Genomic DNA, 18125 nt, shown 5'->3' on the forward strand with positions numbered 1-18125 from the left:
ATGGACACAAAAAAGAGGGAATCTAAACGATTCCCTCCGGGTGCTTTTAACGGCCTTGAGTTGCAAAGATAACGCATTTAATAGAAATGAGTTCACTGGTGTTTTTTTGGTGTGTATCACGAGATGCACGGATCCCCCTCTCCCCCGGCCCCTCTCCTCGGGAGAGGGGAGACGTGACAAGCGGCAAGTTCGTGATAGTAGTGCATCTCGTGATACACACTTTTTTTGGCGCGGCCGCAGGATGCAAAGCAGGTTTAAAGCTGTGTTGATTAACTTGCCCCAAAGTCGAACAAATATGTCTGTTATAAAAGATCGTTTTAGCCTCGAAGGCCGGGTTGCAATTGTTTCGGGAGCGAGTAAAGGAATCGGTAAGGCGATAGCTCGCGGTTTAGCCGAGCAGGGCGCTTCCGTCATTATCAGCAGCCGCAAACAGGAGGCGGTGGACGAAGTCGCAGCCGAATTCAAAAAAGAAGGTCTGGAAGCCACCGGCATTGCCTGCCACGTAGGCGACGAGGCCCAACTCAAAAACCTTGTTGACCGCACGATCGATGTGTACGGCGGAATCGACATTCTGGTGAACAACGCCGCTACCAACCCCGTCTTCGGTCCGCTCGACCAAATGACCGGAGAGGTGTTCGACAAGGTGATGAACGTAAACGTGAAAGCATGCATGCTGCTGGGGAACCTCTGTAAGCCCTCGATGGCGGCCCGGGGCCACGGTTCGGTGATCAACATCGCTTCGGTGGAGGGCGTGAAGCCCTCACCGATGATGAGCATCTATTCGGTAAGCAAGGCTGCGTTGATTATGCTGACCCAGAGCCAGGCGCGGGAATGGGGGAGCGAAAACATTCGTGCAAATGCCATCTGCCCGGGCTTAATCCAAACCAAGTTCAGTGCCGCACTGTGGCAAAACGAGCAGGTGTTGAACCACTTCGTTGATCAGCTGCCCGTGGGCCGGATGGCCCAACCGGAAGAGATGGTGGGCCTGGCCCTCTACCTGGCTTCTGACGCGGCGAGTTATTCTACCGGCGGGGTATTTGCCGCCGACGGAGGATATTTGGTGGGATAGCTTGATACGGTTTGGGAGCAGAGTGAACCGAGTGTTTGCTGGCTGCTTTTCAGGCGCAGGGTATTCTTTTTGACGGGTATTACCATACTACTGGACATTTCGCTTCGCTGCTTCTTCGGGGTTTGGTTTCCTCTCCGCTGAGCCTCAGGCGAGCACGAAGTACTGCAAAGCAAACCTTGCTGGAGAGGGCGGAGGGTGAGGTGGAAAATCAAAAATGTCCAGTAGTATGGGGTGTTACCCACTACCGCCGCAGCCGTTCTTCTTCCTTGATCTTTTCGAGGCGTTTCCAGAAGGCTTCCTGTTTTAGTCGTTCGGCTTCCTCGGCGCGTTCCTTTTTCGTTTTGGTGAAGGCATCGGGCTCAAGGAAATGTTCCTTTTGGCGGGGCGTACGGCGGGCGAGGTCTTTGTTGCGTTTTTCTATCTCGTGGTCTTCGAGGTTGTTGCGGAAAAGCCAGCCGCCAAAGGCACCGAAGAGGAAGCCGGTGAGGTGGCCCTCCCAACTGATGCCTTCCTGACCGGGGAGTACACCCGCGGCCATGCCGCCGTAGTAGAAGAGCACGATGAGGGCCACCACGATGGCCCGGAAATCGCGCCGGAAGATGCCGCTGAAGGCCAGGAAACTGGCCAGGGCGTAGATCAGTCCGCTGGCGCCAATATGGACTTCGGTCACGCTATTGAGGTCGATAACGGTGTTCAGGAAGCCTCCGGTGAGCCACAGGAGCGCACCGGAGCCGAGCCACAAAGTAGTCAGTATCCGCGGCCAAAGGCGCGGATAAAAGAAGATGAGCATCGCACTCAGCGAAAGAAATGGGACAGAATTGGCGATGAGGTGCCCCCAGCCTCCGTGCAAAAAAGGGAAAAAGAGAATCCCTTTCAGGCCAACAATTTCGTTGGGGCGCAGGCCGTACCAGTAGCTGAGTTGCCCCCCCGTGAGGTAGGTGTCAACGATAAAGACGATCCACATGATCGCCACAAGGGCCAGTGGCCACTTGATTACGTTTTTAAGGTTGCGTTTGCTCAACATTTGCTGATGGGTGGAATGTAGTGGGTAGTGCTACCGCAGATACATAAAGTTATATGCTCGCTTTGCTCTGGACGGCTTCGCCTATGTGAGCTTAGGGATTGCGGGAAAAGAGGGGGGGCTCCACGAGCAAAGCGAGCATCAACCCGCAGCAGCACTACCCACTACTTTCTATCTACTCCTTAGGCAACTGCCCTTCTTCTTCGAGCCGGTCGAAGAGTGTTTCGACGCGGTTCATTTCGTCGAGCGTCTCGTCGATGAAAAAGGAGATAGCGGGAATGCGCCGAATGTGCTTACGGATGCGTTGGGCCAGCGCGTTTTTGAGGCGTTGGTGCTCTTCGTTCATCTTTATAATCACGTCCTGTTTGTTATCGGTATTCCAGATGGAAACATAGATTTTGCACAAACTGAGGTCGGGGGTAGGGTGCACTTCGGTTACGGTTACCAGAGGTTCCGGACCATAAATGTAGGAGCCTTCCTGCTGAAGAACGAGGCTGAAGTTACGTTTGATCTGTTCGGCTACCTGCCGTTGTCTTTTGGATTCCATAGCTAAGTAACGCTTGTTTTTCCGGCTCGGTTGCTTAAACGCATGCTTTTAGGGCAGGGAACAACGTTTTATCGACGAGTGGCGGTTTTCGTACCCTGCCTTTTTAAAAGCGATGGAGGCACCTGCAACCGTGCCTGTTTTTCCGGTTTGCTGCCTGTTGTTCCGTAAAATAACTGGGGCAGGCAGCGCAGAACAAGCTTGCCACAGTATGGTTATGCATAAAAAGATCCAATGGCTAAGAACGTTTTAGGCAAACCACTGATTGGTTGTTGTACCGACCCGATGACGGGTTATTTCCGTGACGGTGTGTGCAACACCGGACCTACCGATAGTGGGCGGCACGTGGTGTGCGCTATCATGACCGAAGAGTTTCTGGACTTCACCCGGAGCCGGGGCAATGACCTTTCGACCCCAAGACCAGAATACCAGTTTCCTGGTCTGAAACCCGGCGATGGCTGGTGCCTGTGCGCCCTGCGCTGGAAAGAAGCTTACGATGCCGGAGTGATCGTTCCCGTCAAATTAGAAGCGACGCACGAAAAAGCGCTGGAGTACATCGACTTTTCGATCCTGCTGGACGCCAAAATCGTGTCGTGATGACTATTGCGGGGAGCTACCGTTCTTGTGTAGTTAAGGCCAGAAAGCCTTGGCGATAGCCGCAAAGACGACCACGATGAGCAGGCGGTAGGCGTACAATCCTGCCTTAGGGTGTACGGCGGCAAAACGGGCCGTCAGGTAACCACCCAGCATCTGGCCAACGGCCATAAGTAAACCGATGCGCCAATCGATGAGGTCGCGCCAGGCAAAGATTGCTACCGCAAGGAGCGTGTAGGCAATGATTACAAGTACCTTTACGACGTTGGCCTGGATGATGTCGTAATGTGCTGCAAGCACCATAACGGCAACGAAGAAGACCCCCATTCCCATCTGGATGAAACCACCATAGATGCCAAGGACAAAGAAGATCGGCACCGTGAGCCATACCGACAGTGGTTGCTGATCCTCGGGGACAACGAGCCACCTTTTAGGATTGACCAGGATGACGACGAGCATGAGCACGAGCAGGTAGCGGAAAATTTCTTTATAAGCTGCGTTGGAAATAATGAGGCTCAAATAAATCCCGAGCATGGCCCCAATGGTCGTAATGATGGTAATCTGCCACATTTGGCGGTTCATTGCTGCAGTTTGTTTAAACCTGCCGGCTTTATTGAACGCATACCCTGCCCCCACACTGTTGGCGAGAATACCGACGCGGTTGGTGCCGTTGGCGACGTCGGCCGGGAGGCCGATCAGTTCCATGAGAATCGTTAGCGTAATGGCGGAGCCATTGCCGGAGAGCGTATTGATGCCGCCGGCGAGGAGAGCGCCGAGGAAGGCGATTAAATAGGTCATAGATTGAGTTGATGGGGCTGGATTCACTGCCGCAGGTACCCTTAGCGGCGTTAAGCTTGCTCACCCAAAAGAGAGTGGTCAGTGCGGCATCAGACCCTCCGGCTTCAAACTTACCGGGTAAGTACGATAAAATCAAGCAACACCTTATCCAGGAATTTTTCCGGGGTGTACTTTACTTCTTTTTTGTCCAGCTCCAGTTCATCCGCAATGCGGATGGCAAGTTTGCGGACGGCCTGTTTGTGAGCGGGGTTGCCGTATTGCCGGCTTCGTTGTAGGGTGCGCTTGACGACCATCATGTCGTGGTTCGTGAAGCGCTGTACGCCGGGAAACTCGGGCTCATGGTCTTCCCTGCGGGTAATTCCCATTATCTCTTCGAGAGTAAAGGTATTGGAAATAGCGGTTTGGATCACCACCGTGCCGGCCACCATGTCTCCGAGGCGCTGGTTGTGCCGACCACTACTGATGAGTAACATGGCGGGAATGCCCGAAGAGAGGATTACATCGGGAAGAAGGAAGATAGAGCGGGTAAGAAAGTCTGCCGGTGTGGGGTCCCGCCCATCGAGCCGGATGACCCGCAGGCCGACAACTTTTTTGCCAAGCGTTTGGCCCCGGTTGAACAGCTCCAGCAGGAAGTAATAACCAAGAAAGCTGAAAACACTTCCGAAAGCGATGATAGCGAAATCATCCAGGCTGTCCATAAAGTTTATGAGCAGCATAGACAGAATCCAGTAAGCAATCGTGAAGACGATTGCGTCGATAAAAAACGCCCCCATCCGCGATCCGGCCTTGGCCAGTTCGTAGTCGATACGTACATTTTGGGTTGTTTGAATCGTTACTGATTCCATAGCGCCAAGGTACGGACCTCGTTACCATACCTTTAAATAACTGCGCAGAAATATGAACTTTTGTATCAGGTAGCGTAGTATTACGGTTGCCGGTTCGTAGCAAAGGACAGTTCTGTGCTTCCCAACGGTCAACCGGCCCCTAATAACTCCCCAATGAGTAAAAGAACCATCTACCTGATTGTAGGTCTTATTATTTCGGCGATCGTCGGTGTCATCTGGTTACAACTGGAGATGATCCAGACCGCTATGGAAGTAAACGCACAGCGCTACGACGAGGCCGTGCAGGATGCCCTGAAGTTTGCTGCAAACGAACAGGAAGTGTATGAGACGGCCCTGGTAAACAATCAGATAAATGGTTACACTGAGCGCCTTGGCCGGCTATCCGGTAAGTTGCCAACCACTGGTATTCTGGATCGCAAGCTTGGGTCTGGCCTTTCTTCCGGTTGGGAGTCCAACGCTCCTCAGTTGGCCGTCAATAATCGCATCAAAAATCAGGACCTGGAAGAGCGTGTCAACCGTGATATGTTGCACAAAGACCTTACTACGCAATTCATCAACGCCAACCTTGACAGGAACCTCGCTTACGGTGTCTTTGATGTTCGAAAGCAAGAGTTTATTATTCGAAACGGCCGGCCGTTGTCTAAAATCGGTGCCGATACCGCCCGCCATTCGGATCTGATGAACAGTTCTTACCGGGTTTCGCTGTTTGACGATAAAGATGGCCAGCCCCGGGGATACATCATCGCCTACAGCCCGGAGAAAGACGATGTCATCTTCGATTCAATCTGGTACAACCTGGCCCTGAGCTTCCTGTTCGTCAGTATAATACTTGGTTGTTTTATTTATACGATCTATGTCATCCTGTTCCAAAAGAAGCTCTCCGAGATGAAGACGGACTTCATCAACAACATGACCCACGAGTTCAAAACGCCGATAGCAACCATCAGCCTGGCTACGGACAGCATCGTGAGCCCTAAGGTCTCGTCTGACCCCGACAAGGTTCAGCGCTTTGCCCGTATCATTAAGCAGGAGAACAAACGCATGAACGACCAGGTGGAAAAAGTCCTCCAGATGGCTAAACTGGACAAGAACAAACTCAAGCTCAACATCAGCGAAGTCGACCTTAACGATGTGGTTACCGACGCCGCCGTTTACATTGGTCTTCAGGTAGAACCCCGGGGCGGGACGGTGGAAACAGACCTGCAGGCAGAGCCTGCAATCGTGCAGGGAGACCTGACTCATATATCGAGCCTGATCAACAATTTACTGGACAACGCGAACAAATATTCACCAGAATCGCCAAAAATCCTTGTATCCACACGCAATGTATCGAAGGGTGTAGAGGTTACTGTTAAGGACCATGGCCTCGGAATGACCCGCGAGGCGCGAAAAAACATCTTTGATCGTTTTTACCGGGTCCATACGGGCGATCGACACGACGTGAAAGGGTTTGGCCTCGGCCTCTCTTACGTTAAAACAATTACCGAGGTGCACAATGGCACCATCAACGTAAAAAGTGAAATAGGAAAAGGAAGCAGCTTTATTGTCACCTTTCCTTACCTGCAGGATTAACAAATCATAACCCATTTTAAAACTGAACCTGACATGAGTGATGCTACCCAAGCCATAGCCCCCAAAATCTTATTAGTGGAAGACGACCGGAATTTCGGCGACGTCCTCCGCTCTTTCCTTGAAGTACACGATTACGACGTAACGCTTGCGACCGATGGTCTGGCGGGGTTCGAGGCTTATCGTAAAGGGAAGTGGGACGTTTGCATTTTTGATGTGATGATGCCGCGCCTCAGTGGATTTGAGTTGGCTAAAAAAGTGCGCGAAAGCGACAAAGACACGCCCATCATCTTTTTGACCGCCAAAGCGATGAAAGAAGATATTCTGAATGGTTTTGAGATCGGAGCTGACGATTACATTACCAAGCCTTTCAACAGCGAAGAGCTGCTGGCGCGTATGAACGTCATCCTTCGCCGGAGCGCCGCGCCTCCGGATCCAAAGGAGGAGCAGACTGAATTCGAGTTCGGTCAGTTCCATTTCAACTTTCCGCTGCGCATCCTTACCCACACGGATGCGGAGGGCGAAAAGAACAAAGAAAAACTCAGCCCCAAAGAAGCGCAGTTGCTGCGCCTCTTCGCCATCAACAAGAACGATATTCTGAGCCGTAATGAGGCCCTGACGAAAATATGGGGCGAAGACAACTATTTCACCGCTCGCTCAATGGATGTGTTCGTTACCAAGCTGCGCAAGTACGTTAAGCCCGACGAAAACATCGAGATCGTAAACATTCATGGCAACGGTTTTCAGCTCCTTATTCGTGGCGAAGGGAGCGAAGCATAGTCAAATTACTGTACTTACACGAGAAATATGCCTCCCAAGGCTGGCCTATCGTGAAGAAATTTCTACATTTGGTCCTGCCTAACAGTATGGTGTCCGCCACGACACCACGATTTTAGTTTTTGGGATTATGATTTATGGGCCGTCCTGGTGATTCCGGGGCGGCTCCTTTTGTTTTTTTAAACGCAGGTTGCACCCTGCCAAAGTAACTTTCCCAACCGATGAAAAAGACACACCAGTTTCAGCTAGCCTTTCGCTTTTTCTACCTGTTTTCTGCTTTCTTTATTGCGGGGACGCAGGTGCAGGGACAGTTGGATTTAAACGGCAGGGACAACCGCCAACTTCAGGAACTGACGGAATTCAACGAAGTCTTCGAAGGAGGGCAAACGGGCTTTGTCCTCTACGATCTCGATTACCAAACGAACCTGTACGGCCTCAACGCTGACCGACGCTTCGTGCCCGCAAGTAATGTGAAACTGCTTACGTTTTACCTCGCGAATAAGATTCTCGGACATCGCGCTCCGGGGCTCTTTTACCAGGAGTACGATGATCATTACGAAGTGTGGGGCTCCGGGTATCCGCTGCTTTTGCATCCCGCATTTACGGGCTTCGATGAAGCCGGTACCTGGTTGGCCAATAGAGAAAAACCGATGGTTTTTAATTTTCCGATCGGGCCGGGACAAAGCGTATCGCGCTACGGCCCCGGCTGGAGTTGGGACGACTATAACGACAGCTACGTCTACGAACGATCCTCGTTGCCACTATTCGGTAACCGGCTTTACCTCAACCTCTCGCCGGTGGACGCCGAAGGCAGGCAGGTACTACTGGGGGCTCCGGTTTCCATTGCGGGAGAACTGCGCGAACTGCCCGGGCAGGCCGCCAGGATCCGTCGTTCTGAATTCGGGAATGATTTTACCGTAAGTCCCGATTTTATCGATCGGGGCAGCTTCCCGCTGGAGCGGCCCCTGCACCTGTCTGACCAGCTGGTGGGCAATGAACTTTCAGCGACCTTCCCCCAGCAACAAATTTCGGTCAACCAGGCTCCCTACCCGCCTGCCGAAGCGATGACGGCCCTTGAGGTGTCAATGCCGGATACCGTTTTCAGGAAGTTGCTTCAGAACAGCGACAACTTTCTGGCCGAACAACTCGTAATTCAGGCCGCCGCCCGGCGTTATCGCCGGCCCGACGCAAACGCTGTCCTCAAGTACGCAAAAGACACTTTACTGCCCGCGATCGGGGTCGAAGACATCCGCTGGGTAGACGGCTCGGGCCTGAGCCGGTACAACCTGCTGAGCCCCCGCCAAATGGTGAGGGTGGTGATGGCCCTCGATCAGGAAATTGGCCGCGACCGCTTATTGGCTCTTTTACCGCAGGGAGGCACCTCCGGAACATTGGAGTCGCGGTTCGCCGACAAGCCGAAACCCTACGTTTGGGCAAAAACTGGGTCGCTTAGCGGGGTTCTATGCCTTAGCGGCCTGTTGCAGACCAAGCGGGGAAAATGGCTTGCTTTCAGTTTTATGCACAACAACTTTACCGGTCAGAGTTCTGCTTATTATAAAGAAATGGAAAAGACGTTGGGGTGGTGTTACGAAAACCTTTAACCGGAAGATGCTCACTCCGTCAACGAGCGTAGTGAGTACTCTCCGGGTGCAATAATCTGCGCGCAGCCGGAGGCTGCGTTGCTTTGGGCGGCCCCTGCCTTCAACTTCCCTCTGTACCTGCGGCCGCGCCCGGAAACACAAAACCGGAAATAAAGCGTTCAATAATGGAAAGTATGTAAACCGAATGGATAAACACTTCTTTTATAACCTGCAGTCCCGTGCCAGGCAGTTGGGGCTGAATGTCTGGGCGTGGGTTCGCCGTCAGCCACCACTGAAGCTTGCATTTGCTGTCATTGCCCTGCTGGTACTGGTAACAACGGTGCTTTTTCTTACCCTTTTCATCAGAACACTGGGAGGCAACTATGGCCATATGCCCGAGCACGCAGAGTTGGCCCTGATCGAAAACTCGGAAGCCAGCTCGGTTATCAGCGAAGATGGTAAGTTGCTGGGTAAATACTTCAGGGAAAACCGGGTGAGTGTTGAACTGGATGAAATCTCGCCCTACGTGATCCAGGCCCTGATCGCGACCGAAGACAGTCGGTTTTTCGAGCACCAGGGCATCGACCTTAGGGCTTTAGCCCGGGTGGCCTGGCGTTCTATCATCCTTGGTGACCGGAGTGGCGGTGGAGGTTCCACCATTAGCCAGCAGTTGGCCAAGCAACTGTATCCCCGCCACAACAGCGGTAAATTCGGGATGATCAAGATCAAGATGCGGGAGATGATTATCGCCAGCCGTTTGGAAGAAGTGTACGACAAGCAGGAACTGCTTGCACTGTACCTGAACACTGTTCCCTTCGGCGAAAACGCTTACGGCATCGAAGTTGCTGCGGGGCGTTTCTTTAGCAAATCCGCCGCAGATTTGAAGGCAGAAGAAGCGGCTGTACTCGTCGGCCTGCTCAAGGCAAATACCAGCTATAACCCGCGTGCCCACCCTGAGCGGAGCCGCGAACGCCGGGACCTTGTACTGGCCCTGATGGCCCAGAACGGATCGCTCGAGAAAACGGTGACCGACAGTCTGGCTGCTCTGCCACTCGTGATCGACTACCAACGCCAGAACGACCGCGTAGGCAGCGCGACTTACTTCCGCCACATGCTCCGCGCCGAAGCAGAGAAAGCCCTGGCGGGCAAGAAACGGCCGGACAGCCGGCCGTGGGACATCGACCGCGACGGGCTCCTGATCCACGTTAGCGTCAACTCCGTTATGCAACGGCTGGCCGAGGAAGCCGTGCTGGAGCAGCTGCCCCGCATCCAGCAGAACCTGGCCATCGACTGGAAATCCGCCAAGCGTGCGCCCTGGGAAGATGCCTTTATGAAAACCGTGAAGCGCAGTCCCCGCTATAAAAACCTGGAAGCGGCCGGAAAGAATGAGGACGAGATCATGGAAGTCCTGCGCCAGCCCCGACCGATGACGATCTACGACTGGAAAACTGCCGATGCCGTTGATACGATGATGCGGCCAATAGACAGTTTACGCCACTACTTCACCTTGCTGAACGCAGGTTTGCTGGCCACCGAGCCAGAAAACGGGGTGGTTCGTGCGTGGGTAGGCGGCGTGGATTACCGCTTTGTACAGTACGACCACGTGACGGCCCGCCGGCAGGTGGGATCCACCATAAAGCCCGTCATTTACGCCACTGCTTTGCAGCGTGGGATGCTGCCTTGCGAATACACCCCGGCGCAGCAGTTCACGATCGAGGACTTCCAGAACTACAATCCGCGTAACCCCGGCGGCAATTACGAAGGAGCGTACTCAATGCGGGGTGGCCTGGCCAAGTCGGTGAATACCGTTGCCGTAAACCTCGCCGTCCGCAGCGGGCTCCAGAACGTCGTCGATGAAATCCACGAGTTGGGCATCACCGGTAAGGTGGAGGCTATCCCCAGCGTCGCCCTCGGCACGGTAGAGGCTACGCTGCCGGAGATGAATACCGTCTTCAGTGCCTTCGCTAACGGCGGCCGGAGGCCGACGGGTGGCATTCATTTCCTCGATAAGATTACGACGGCAGACGGAGAGACGATCGTCAGCTTTGTCCGGCCGAAGAAAACCATGCGCGTGATGAGCGATACCGTCGCCAACATCACGACCTTCCTGATGACCGGTGTGGTCAACAACGGTACGGGTGCCCGGCTGCGCAGCACCTACGGCGTCAGCGGCGCCCTGGCCGGAAAAACAGGAACTACGCAGGACCAGTCAGACGGCTGGTTTGTGGGGTACAACCCGAAGCTTGTGGTAAGCACATGGGTGGGGGCGGAGTACCCCGCTGTTCACTTCCGCACGCTGCGGCGCGGCTCGGCGACTGCTACGGCCCTGCCCGTGTGGGGAACGTTCATGCGCAAGGTGCAACGGACCCGTGGACTCGGCCGCTACCACGGCGGTAGTTTCCCCCGCCTCGATGAAATGACCGTCGCTCTGCTGGAATGCCCCGACTACCTCGAAGAATTGCCCGTCTACGCCGAATACGGTGCTCCTGATCCGGAGGACATCATGTCTGTGAACGAAATCAGGGCCCGGTTGGCTGAGTTCCCCGCCCAGGACGTAGAGCAAATGATGGCCCGCAAGCGCCGCCGCAACAACGAAAGCACGCTTGCTTACACCCGGCGAATCATCGGATTGCTGGAAAGAGATAACCGGAGAGATGAACGGAAGGCTAAGCGGAAAGAGTTTTGGGCGAAGACCTTGTTTGGGAAGAAGGATTAGAGACGGCAGCCGGAATCGAACCGGCATCTCAGGGGTTGCAATCCTGCCCCATTGCCAACATCGGGCATACCGTTTTGACAGCGTGTGCGGTAGGTGAGGGACTCGAACCCCCGAATGGTTTCCCACGTCTCTCCTTAGCAAGGAGGCCCGTTACCAGCTCCGGCAACCTACCGTGTTAAAACTTGCACCTCCCATAGGAATCGAACCCATGACGCAACGGAGTTGGAATCCGTCGGCAACACCCACTTGCTGGGGAGGCGGTTTTTAGAAGCTAGGAATTAGGAGCTAGAAACTTGTGGCCTGTCAAGATCAGATTTTCAGGTAGCCTGCGATGCTTTTTTGCGCCTGACGTCGTTGACCAAACACTTCCGTAGCTACGGCAATGCAAGTATTTGGTCGCCTGGTCAGCCACAAAAAATCATCAGCATCCAACCCGAAAATTGAACCTTGACAAACCAATAGAGTATTAAGTCATCTCCTCGTAACAATTCACTAATTCCTATCTTCTAAAATTGTGGTGCCGGAAGGATTTGAACCTCCGACCTTCTGTGCTTCAAACAGACGCTGCTACCAACTGAGCTACGACACCGGAATAACTTGCGGAAACTGAAGGAGTCGATCTCCGAAGGAAGCAGCGTAGCTAACCTTCGACCTTTCAGTCGGGCTGGTTTTCAAGACCAGTTGCACGCCACCGCGCCCCAGCTTCCATATCCGTTAACAAACATTCCGGTTTTCCACCTCTCCCCCCGCCCTTTCCTACAGGCTTCGCCCAAGGCTCAGCGGAGAGGGAGCCAAAATGTCTGTTACTTAGCGGTCAATGAATTAATCGTACGGGTAGTCCGACTCGAACGGACATCTCCTGCGCTCCAAACGCAACTCTTTCGGCCAATTAAGATACACCCGTAAAAGAGAAGGCCCGCCGGTGAACTTGTCACCAACGGGCCTTCCAAAACGCATGCTTTACGCACACTGGTCAGCTACCGTCAGGACGGGGGAGAAGGGATAAAACAACTCGGTGACCAGAATAGAAACATGATGATTGAATTTTTTAGCTTTGAATTTTTCTTTGATGCGGGAAGAGGGTTCGACCGCCGAAGGCAGCAGCGCAGCTAACCCACGATCACTGGCTTATGAGACCGGTATGCTACCACTGCACTACCCCGCATCGTTGTAAGGTCATGGAGGAAGTGATAAGTTGCAGGCAGCCCAATAATGTAAACGAGAACTCGCCAGTCGAATTCTTTTTTGCTCCGGCATTTAAGGAGATACAAGTCTGGTGAAGATGATCCGGCTATTGAAGACAGAGATATGAAAGGGGGGGCAAAAAAGTTCGCCTGTCGAGTTCGGTTATGCCCGACCCGACTCCTCAAAACCTCACCCTGCATCCCGCGTCCGCGCCAAAAAAAAAGCGCCTCCCTACCGAAATAGAGAGGCGCTTAAGTTTTGAAGAGTCGAATGGCGCAGTCGGCGGACGAGTCAGAGCTAACGCTCGCCTCGGCCGACGACCTGAAGTTTCCCCTGTGGGGCCTAGTACGTCAACTGCTCCTTAAAGAAAGCGATAAATTCTTCGACGGACATCGTGCCCTTATCGCCTTCGCCCTGCACGCGCACGGCAACGCCGCCGGCCTCGACTTCCTTCTCGCCTACGATGAGCATGAAGGGGATGCGGTTGGTTTCGTTGTCGCGAATCTTGCGGCCGATGGTCTCGTTGCGGTCGTCCACCAAGCCACGGATATCGTGGGCGGCGAGCTGCTGGGAGACCTCGTGGCAGTAGTCGTTGTACTTTTCGCTGATGGGGAGGATGGCAAACTGATCGGGCGTTAGCCAGAGCGGGAACTTGCCGCCGGTGTGCTCGATGAGGATGGAGGTGAAGCGCTCCAGCGATCCGAAGGGTGCGCGGTGGATCATCACCGGGCGGTGGGGCTGGTTGTCGGAGCCAATGTACTCCAGCTCGAAACGTTCGGGCAGGTTGTAGTCTACCTGTACGGTGCCGAGCTGCCAGCTGCGGCCAATAGCGTCGCGAACCATGAAGTCGAGCTTGGGACCGTAGAAAGCGGCTTCGCCGTACTCGGTTACGGTCTTAATATCGATCTCCTTACAGGCATCGATGATGGCCTGCTCGGCGGTCTCCCAGTTTTCTTCGGAGCCGATGTACTTTTCGGGCTTGTCCGGGTCGCGTAGCGAGATCTGGGCGGTCACGTCGTCGAAGCCGATGAGGTTAAGGACGTCCTTCACGATGTCTACCACGGCGATGAATTCGTCCTTCACCTGGTTGGGCATACAGAAGATGTGAGCATCGTCCTGCGTGAAGCCGCGTACGCGGCTCAGGCCGTGCAGCTCACCGGTTTGCTCGTAACGGTAAACGGTGCCGAACTCGGCGAGGCGCAGCGGGAGCTCTTTGTAAGAGCGCGGGCGGAATTTGTACATCTCGCAGTGGTGCGGGCAGTTCATGGGCTTAAGCATGAACTCCTCGTCTACCCGTGGGGTCTTTATGGGCTGGAAGCTGTCTTCTCCGTATTTGTCCCAGTGACCGGAGGTCACGTACAGGTCTTTCTTGCCGATGTGCGGCGTGGTTACCTGCTGGTAGCCGGCGTTTTCCTGCTTTACTTTCAGGAAATTCACGAGGCGTTCGCGGAGCTGGGTGCCTTTTGGCAGCCACATCGGGAGGCCGGCGCCAACTTTGTCGGAGAACATGAAAAGTTCGAGTTCCTTACCTAGTTTGCGGTGGTCGCGCTTCTTGGCTTCTTCCAGCATTTCGAGGTATTCCTTCAGCTCTTTGGCCTTGGGGAAGGAGATGCCGGAGATGCGGGTGAGCTGTTTGTTGTTTTCGTCGCCGCGCCAGAAGGCACCGCCGACTTTCATCAGCTTGATCGCCTTGATGGCACCCGTGTTGGGGATGTGTGGGCCACGGCAGAGATCGGTGAACTCACCCTGGGTGTAGAAGGTGATGGTGCCGTCTTCGAGGGCGTCCAGCAGTTCCAGTTTGTACTCGTCGCCTTTTTCGGTGAAATAAGCGATAGCATCGGCCTTGCTTACTTCCTTACGGGTGAATTTGTTTTTCTGGCGGGCCAGTTCCAGCATCTTAGCTTCGATCTTCGGGAAGTCGTCGGTACTGATCACGGTTCCTTCGGGGGGCTCTACGTCGTAGAAGAACCCCTTTTCACTGGCGGGGCCGTAGCCGAACTTGATGCCGGGGTAGAGGGCTTCCAACGCTTCGGCCATCAGGTGGGCCGTAGAGTGCCAGAAGGTTTCCTTGCCCTGCTGGTCGTTCCAGGTATGAAGGGCGAGGGTGGCGTCTTTTGTGAGTGGGAGGTCGCGGTCGGTCAGTTGGCCGTTTACGGTAGCTGATACGACGTTGCGGGCAAGGCCGCTGGAAATACTTTCGGCAATCTGAAAAGCAGAGGTGCCGGACTCGTACTGACGGACGTTGCCGTCCGGAAAAGTGATGTTGATCATCAGGGTCATTTAGTGCCTTCCTACAAACGAAGGCGGGTTCAGGGCGCAAAGTTAATTCTTAGTCCGTTAGCCTGTTAGTTCAACGCTTCTTAAGTGAAATGGTCTGGCAGGTAGCGGCTGTAATTTTCTGGCGGGGTCGCAGGTGCAAAGCGGAGTTTCCTGTGCTGAGTTACTCCGGGAGACTATTTTCTTTATTTCGTGGGGGCAAAAAAAAGCACTCAGCACTCAGCCCCGGGCATTGCCGGGAAACTGAACACTGAGTGCTGGGTAGTCGGTAAGTCCTTGCGTTTAGCTGATAAGGAACCAGGCCGACTACAGGCTCGAAACAAATCGGGCGACAGGCTATTTGTTGGCAACCAACATGATCTCGAGACCGATGTTGTCGTTGATCATCTTGTCCTGTACGGTACCAATTGCTCCGCTGCCGTACTCCATACCCCACTGGGTACGATCGATGGTGAACTTAGGAGTACTTGCTTTCAGCATTCCTCCCTCCATAGAAACGGTGGCAGGAATGGTGATGCTGCGGCTTTCGCCGTGCAGGGTAAGGTTACCGGTGATGTCGTGTGTGCGGCCGTCTTCGTTAGAAGCTTCCTGTACCTGAGTGATGACGAAGTTGGCCATCGGGTAAGTCTCTACGTCGAAGAAGTCTGCGCTCTGGAGGTGAGAGATCAGCTTGGTTGCTTTTTCGCCTTCCAGGTCGGTGCTTTCCATCTCACGCAGGTCGATCGCAAACTTCCCTCCAACGATTGCATCGTTGGCAACGATCAGCTGACCGTCGGTAACGCGAACCGTGCCGGTGTGTCCGTAAGCGATCTTTGATCCTTCCCAGTTAATGACGCTGGCCGCAGGGTCAACGTTGTACTGTGTCGAAGAAACCATTTCGGTCTTGGTTGTTTCGTCTTCGGCTTCGGAGGATTCCACAGCCTGGCCTTCGGGGCCACCGCATGCGGTGAAGAAAGCAGCGAGGGTAAGTAAGAAAAAGAAATTTTTCATTGCTAAGTTGTTGTTGATTCTAGTAGAGGCAAATAGGTTTGAGGCCATTTACAATGGTTGGTTACGACGCTTATAACAGCCAACTAACGGATATGTTAGTTGCTCATGGAAATTAGTGTATGTACACCAGAGAGGTGTCCGTAAGCAGGATGTCCGGTATTTTCGTTGGCTCTTCCAACAAAAAAGCATTCAGCCTGCAGGCTACCGTGCGTGGTAACCTGCAAGTTGAATGCTGTGTGTTGGAGCGAAGATCGAATCCTGATATGTTCAAAACTGATCTCCTTGCCTTTGCGGATTGAGGATGCTCCGCACTTATACCGTTGTAATTATTTCTCCCACTCGGTATGGAAGGTTCCTTTCTGGTCGATGCGCTCGTAGGTGTGAGAGCCGAAGTAGTCGCGTTGTGCCTGTACCATGTTCAGCGGCAGACGCTCGGAGCGGAAGGCTTCGAAGTACTGGAGGGCTGAAGACATACACATCGTAGAGATGCCCCGTTCGTTGGTGAGGTGCATGATTTCCACGACCGAATCGCGGCAGGCGTGCAGCTCGTCCCGGAACTGACGGGTAGAGATCATGTTTTTCAGTTTCGGGTGATTGCTGAACGCACCACGAATCTGCTCAAGCAGCGTTGCGCGGATGATGCAGCCGCCCCGCCAGATGCGGGCGATGCCTTCCATGTCTAGGTCGTAGTTGAGTTCTTCGCTGGCTTCGGCGAGCAGGTGCATGCCCTGGGCGTAGCAAATGATGAAGCCGAAGTAGAGGGCTTCTTCCACCGCGCTGGCGAGACCTTCTCCCTTCAGCGGAACTTCGTCAGAGTGTACCTCAGATTGAATCTTGGACATATCCTGGCGGAATTCCTTGAAGGCAGAGATGCCCCGCATCGTTACGGCAGAGTCGATGGTTGGGGTGGGTACGCCGAGGTCCATTGCCGTTTGGCTGGTCCACTTTCCGGTTCCTTTTTGCTTGGCTTTGTCGAGGATTACGTCGAGCAGGTGACCGTCGAGTTTATCGTCGCGCTGCTTCAGGATGGCAGCGCTGATTTCGACGAGGAAGCTGTTGAGTCGGCCTTCGTTCCACTTACTGAACAAGTCGCTCATTTCGTCGTTGCCCATGCCGCCAACGCGTTTCAGGATATCGTATGCTTCTGCGATGAGTTGCATCAGACCGTACTCGATGCCGTTGTGCACCATTTTCACGTAGTGGCCTGAGCTTGATTCGCCGATGTAGGTCACACACGGATCACCGTCCACTTTGGCGGCTACGGTTTCGAGGATCGGACGAACATCGTCCCAGGCAGATTTGTCGCCGCCGGGCATGATGGAGGGGCCGCGGCGGGCGCCTTCGGCGCCACCGGATACTCCGGTGCCGAGGAAACGAATGTTTTTCGTTTTCAGGAATTCGTAGCGGCGATTGGTGTCGTCGTAGTGGCTGTTACCGCCATCAATGATGATGTCGTTTTCGTCCAGGAGGGGAAGGAGACCTTCAATGACTTTGTCTACGATTTTTCCGGCGGGGACCAGAAGCATGATTTTGCGCGGCTTGCTGAGCAGGCTCACGAATTCTTTTTGGGTATTGACACCCCTGACGTTCATACCGTCGCCTTCTTCGTTCAGGGCCTTAACGGAGTCTTCGTTAATGTCTGTACCGAGTGCGGCGAAGCCATCGTCGGCTACGTTGAGAAGGAAGTTGCGTCCCATGACGCCGAGGCCGATCATGCCGAAGTCGTAAAGTTGGTGTGTCATTTGCTGGATATATTTTGGTTCGGGAGTTTACTTCCCTTATCTGTAAAGGTATGTATTTGGCGGAGGTTCACTTGCGGCAATTATTGTGTTGTTTTCCGACGTTTCAGGGGCTTACGCCACGATAAACGTTCGGTATGCTGCCGGTTTGAAGCGGCGCTGATGCAGGTGCAGGCACGGTTTATTGGAGGGTAATCTCTTTGTCGTTAAACCTTACCTTGCACCTGCGGCCCCGCCCAGAGCTGCCTGGCAGAAGAAAGATGTTACTCTTCCAGCGCTGCTACCTTGCCATCCGCCGGATTTTTGTGCCACAACAAAGCGCTGAATCCGGAGTTTAGCCATCGCTAAATGAGGATTTCGGCAACGAAGTCACGGTGCGAAAAGACAAGGAATAACGGCCAGGTAATCATAAACTCAGCCA

Annotated in this window: 14 protein-coding genes and 5 tRNA genes; 7 read left to right on the forward strand and 12 right to left on the reverse strand. The window is 53.9% G+C overall.

Features of this window, described 5'->3' with window-relative positions; genetic code table 11:
• Window positions 1-295 precede the first annotated feature (295 nt).
• Window positions 296-1069 (forward strand): SDR family NAD(P)-dependent oxidoreductase, encoded by a 774-nt coding sequence (locus tag FUA23_RS10135; RefSeq protein ID WP_147930627.1) that lies wholly within the window; start codon window positions 296-298, stop codon window positions 1067-1069.
• A gap of 241 nt (window positions 1070-1310) precedes the next feature.
• Here FUA23_RS10135 and FUA23_RS10140 read toward each other — a convergent pair whose 3' ends face one another.
• Together FUA23_RS10140 and rbfA are read right to left on the reverse strand one after the other, a co-directional pair.
• Window positions 1311-2093: a rhomboid family intramembrane serine protease gene (locus FUA23_RS10140; protein ID WP_147930628.1), complete on the reverse strand. Its 783-nt coding sequence runs from the start codon at window positions 2091-2093 to the stop codon at window positions 1311-1313.
• Window positions 2094-2265: 172 nt separating this feature from the next.
• Complete coding sequence (rbfA, locus tag FUA23_RS10145) at window positions 2266-2637, reverse strand: 30S ribosome-binding factor RbfA (RefSeq protein WP_147930629.1); 372 nt, start codon at window positions 2635-2637, stop codon at window positions 2266-2268.
• Window positions 2638-2868: 231 nt separating this feature from the next.
• On the opposite strand from rbfA, the gene FUA23_RS10150 reads away from it, so the two are divergent.
• Window positions 2869-3231 (forward strand): DUF2237 family protein, encoded by a 363-nt coding sequence (locus FUA23_RS10150; RefSeq protein WP_147930630.1) that lies wholly within the window; start codon window positions 2869-2871, stop codon window positions 3229-3231.
• Window positions 3232-3264: 33 nt separating this feature from the next.
• On the opposite strand, the gene FUA23_RS10155 is transcribed toward FUA23_RS10150, so the two are convergent.
• Window positions 3265-4026 (reverse strand): sulfite exporter TauE/SafE family protein, encoded by a 762-nt coding sequence (locus tag FUA23_RS10155; protein WP_147930631.1) that lies wholly within the window; start codon window positions 4024-4026, stop codon window positions 3265-3267.
• Window positions 4027-4136: 110 nt separating this feature from the next.
• Window positions 4137-4871 carry an RDD family protein gene (locus FUA23_RS10160; RefSeq protein WP_147930632.1) on the reverse strand — a complete coding sequence of 245 codons (735 nt, stop codon included), beginning with the start codon at window positions 4869-4871 and terminating at the stop codon, window positions 4137-4139.
• Between the two features lie 153 nt (window positions 4872-5024).
• On the opposite strand from FUA23_RS10160, the gene FUA23_RS10165 reads away from it, so the two are divergent.
• The 4 genes from FUA23_RS10165 (at window position 5025) to FUA23_RS10180 (ending at window position 11513) form a co-directional block, all read left to right on the forward strand.
• On the forward strand, window positions 5025-6443 hold the full coding sequence (locus tag FUA23_RS10165) for a sensor histidine kinase (protein WP_147930633.1): 1419 nt from the start codon (window positions 5025-5027) through the stop codon (window positions 6441-6443).
• Between the two features lie 33 nt (window positions 6444-6476).
• Complete coding sequence (locus FUA23_RS10170) at window positions 6477-7220, forward strand: response regulator transcription factor (RefSeq protein ID WP_147930634.1); 744 nt, start codon at window positions 6477-6479, stop codon at window positions 7218-7220.
• A gap of 218 nt (window positions 7221-7438) precedes the next feature.
• Complete coding sequence (locus FUA23_RS10175; protein ID WP_147930635.1) at window positions 7439-8818, forward strand: D-alanyl-D-alanine carboxypeptidase; 1380 nt, start codon at window positions 7439-7441, stop codon at window positions 8816-8818.
• Window positions 8819-9002: 184 nt separating this feature from the next.
• Complete coding sequence (locus tag FUA23_RS10180) at window positions 9003-11513, forward strand: transglycosylase domain-containing protein (RefSeq protein WP_147930636.1); 2511 nt, start codon at window positions 9003-9005, stop codon at window positions 11511-11513.
• A 3-nt stretch (window positions 11514-11516) separates the two neighbouring features.
• Here FUA23_RS10180 and FUA23_RS10185 read toward each other — a convergent pair.
• The 7 genes from FUA23_RS10185 to FUA23_RS10215 all read right to left on the reverse strand — a co-directional run bounded on the left by FUA23_RS10185 (window position 11517) and on the right by FUA23_RS10215 (window position 15965).
• Window positions 11517-11587: transfer RNA gene (locus FUA23_RS10185), tRNA-Cys, on the reverse strand.
• Between the two features lie 13 nt (window positions 11588-11600).
• Window positions 11601-11685, reverse strand: a tRNA-Ser gene (locus FUA23_RS10190).
• A gap of 343 nt (window positions 11686-12028) precedes the next feature.
• Window positions 12029-12102, reverse strand: a tRNA-Phe gene (locus FUA23_RS10195).
• An 11-nt stretch (window positions 12103-12113) separates the two neighbouring features.
• A tRNA-Ser gene (locus tag FUA23_RS10200) sits at window positions 12114-12220 on the reverse strand.
• 122 nt (window positions 12221-12342) lie between these two features.
• Window positions 12343-12417, reverse strand: a tRNA-Pro gene (locus tag FUA23_RS10205).
• A 623-nt stretch (window positions 12418-13040) separates the two neighbouring features.
• The gene (thrS, locus tag FUA23_RS10210; RefSeq protein ID WP_147930637.1) at window positions 13041-14969 is read right to left on the reverse strand and encodes a threonine--tRNA ligase; all 1929 of its coding nucleotides are present in this window, start codon (window positions 14967-14969) and stop codon (window positions 13041-13043) included.
• A 342-nt stretch (window positions 14970-15311) separates the two neighbouring features.
• Entirely contained in the window at window positions 15312-15965 is a 654-nt protein-coding gene (locus FUA23_RS10215) for a YceI family protein (protein WP_187270958.1), read from the reverse strand.
• 119 nt (window positions 15966-16084) lie between these two features.
• Here FUA23_RS10215 and FUA23_RS22570 point away from each other — a divergent pair, with 119 nt between their 5' ends.
• Complete coding sequence (locus FUA23_RS22570) at window positions 16085-16264, forward strand: hypothetical protein (protein WP_147930639.1); 180 nt, start codon at window positions 16085-16087, stop codon at window positions 16262-16264.
• Window positions 16265-16291: 27 nt separating this feature from the next.
• Here FUA23_RS22570 and gndA read toward each other — a convergent pair whose 3' ends face one another.
• A complete protein-coding gene (gndA, locus tag FUA23_RS10225; RefSeq protein WP_147930640.1) occupies window positions 16292-17707 on the reverse strand; it encodes an NADP-dependent phosphogluconate dehydrogenase in 1416 nt (471 codons plus the stop codon).
• Window positions 17708-18125 lie beyond the last annotated feature (418 nt).

This window comes from Neolewinella aurantiaca (assembly GCF_008014675.1).
GTDB lineage: Bacteria > Bacteroidota > Bacteroidia > Chitinophagales > Saprospiraceae > Neolewinella > Neolewinella aurantiaca.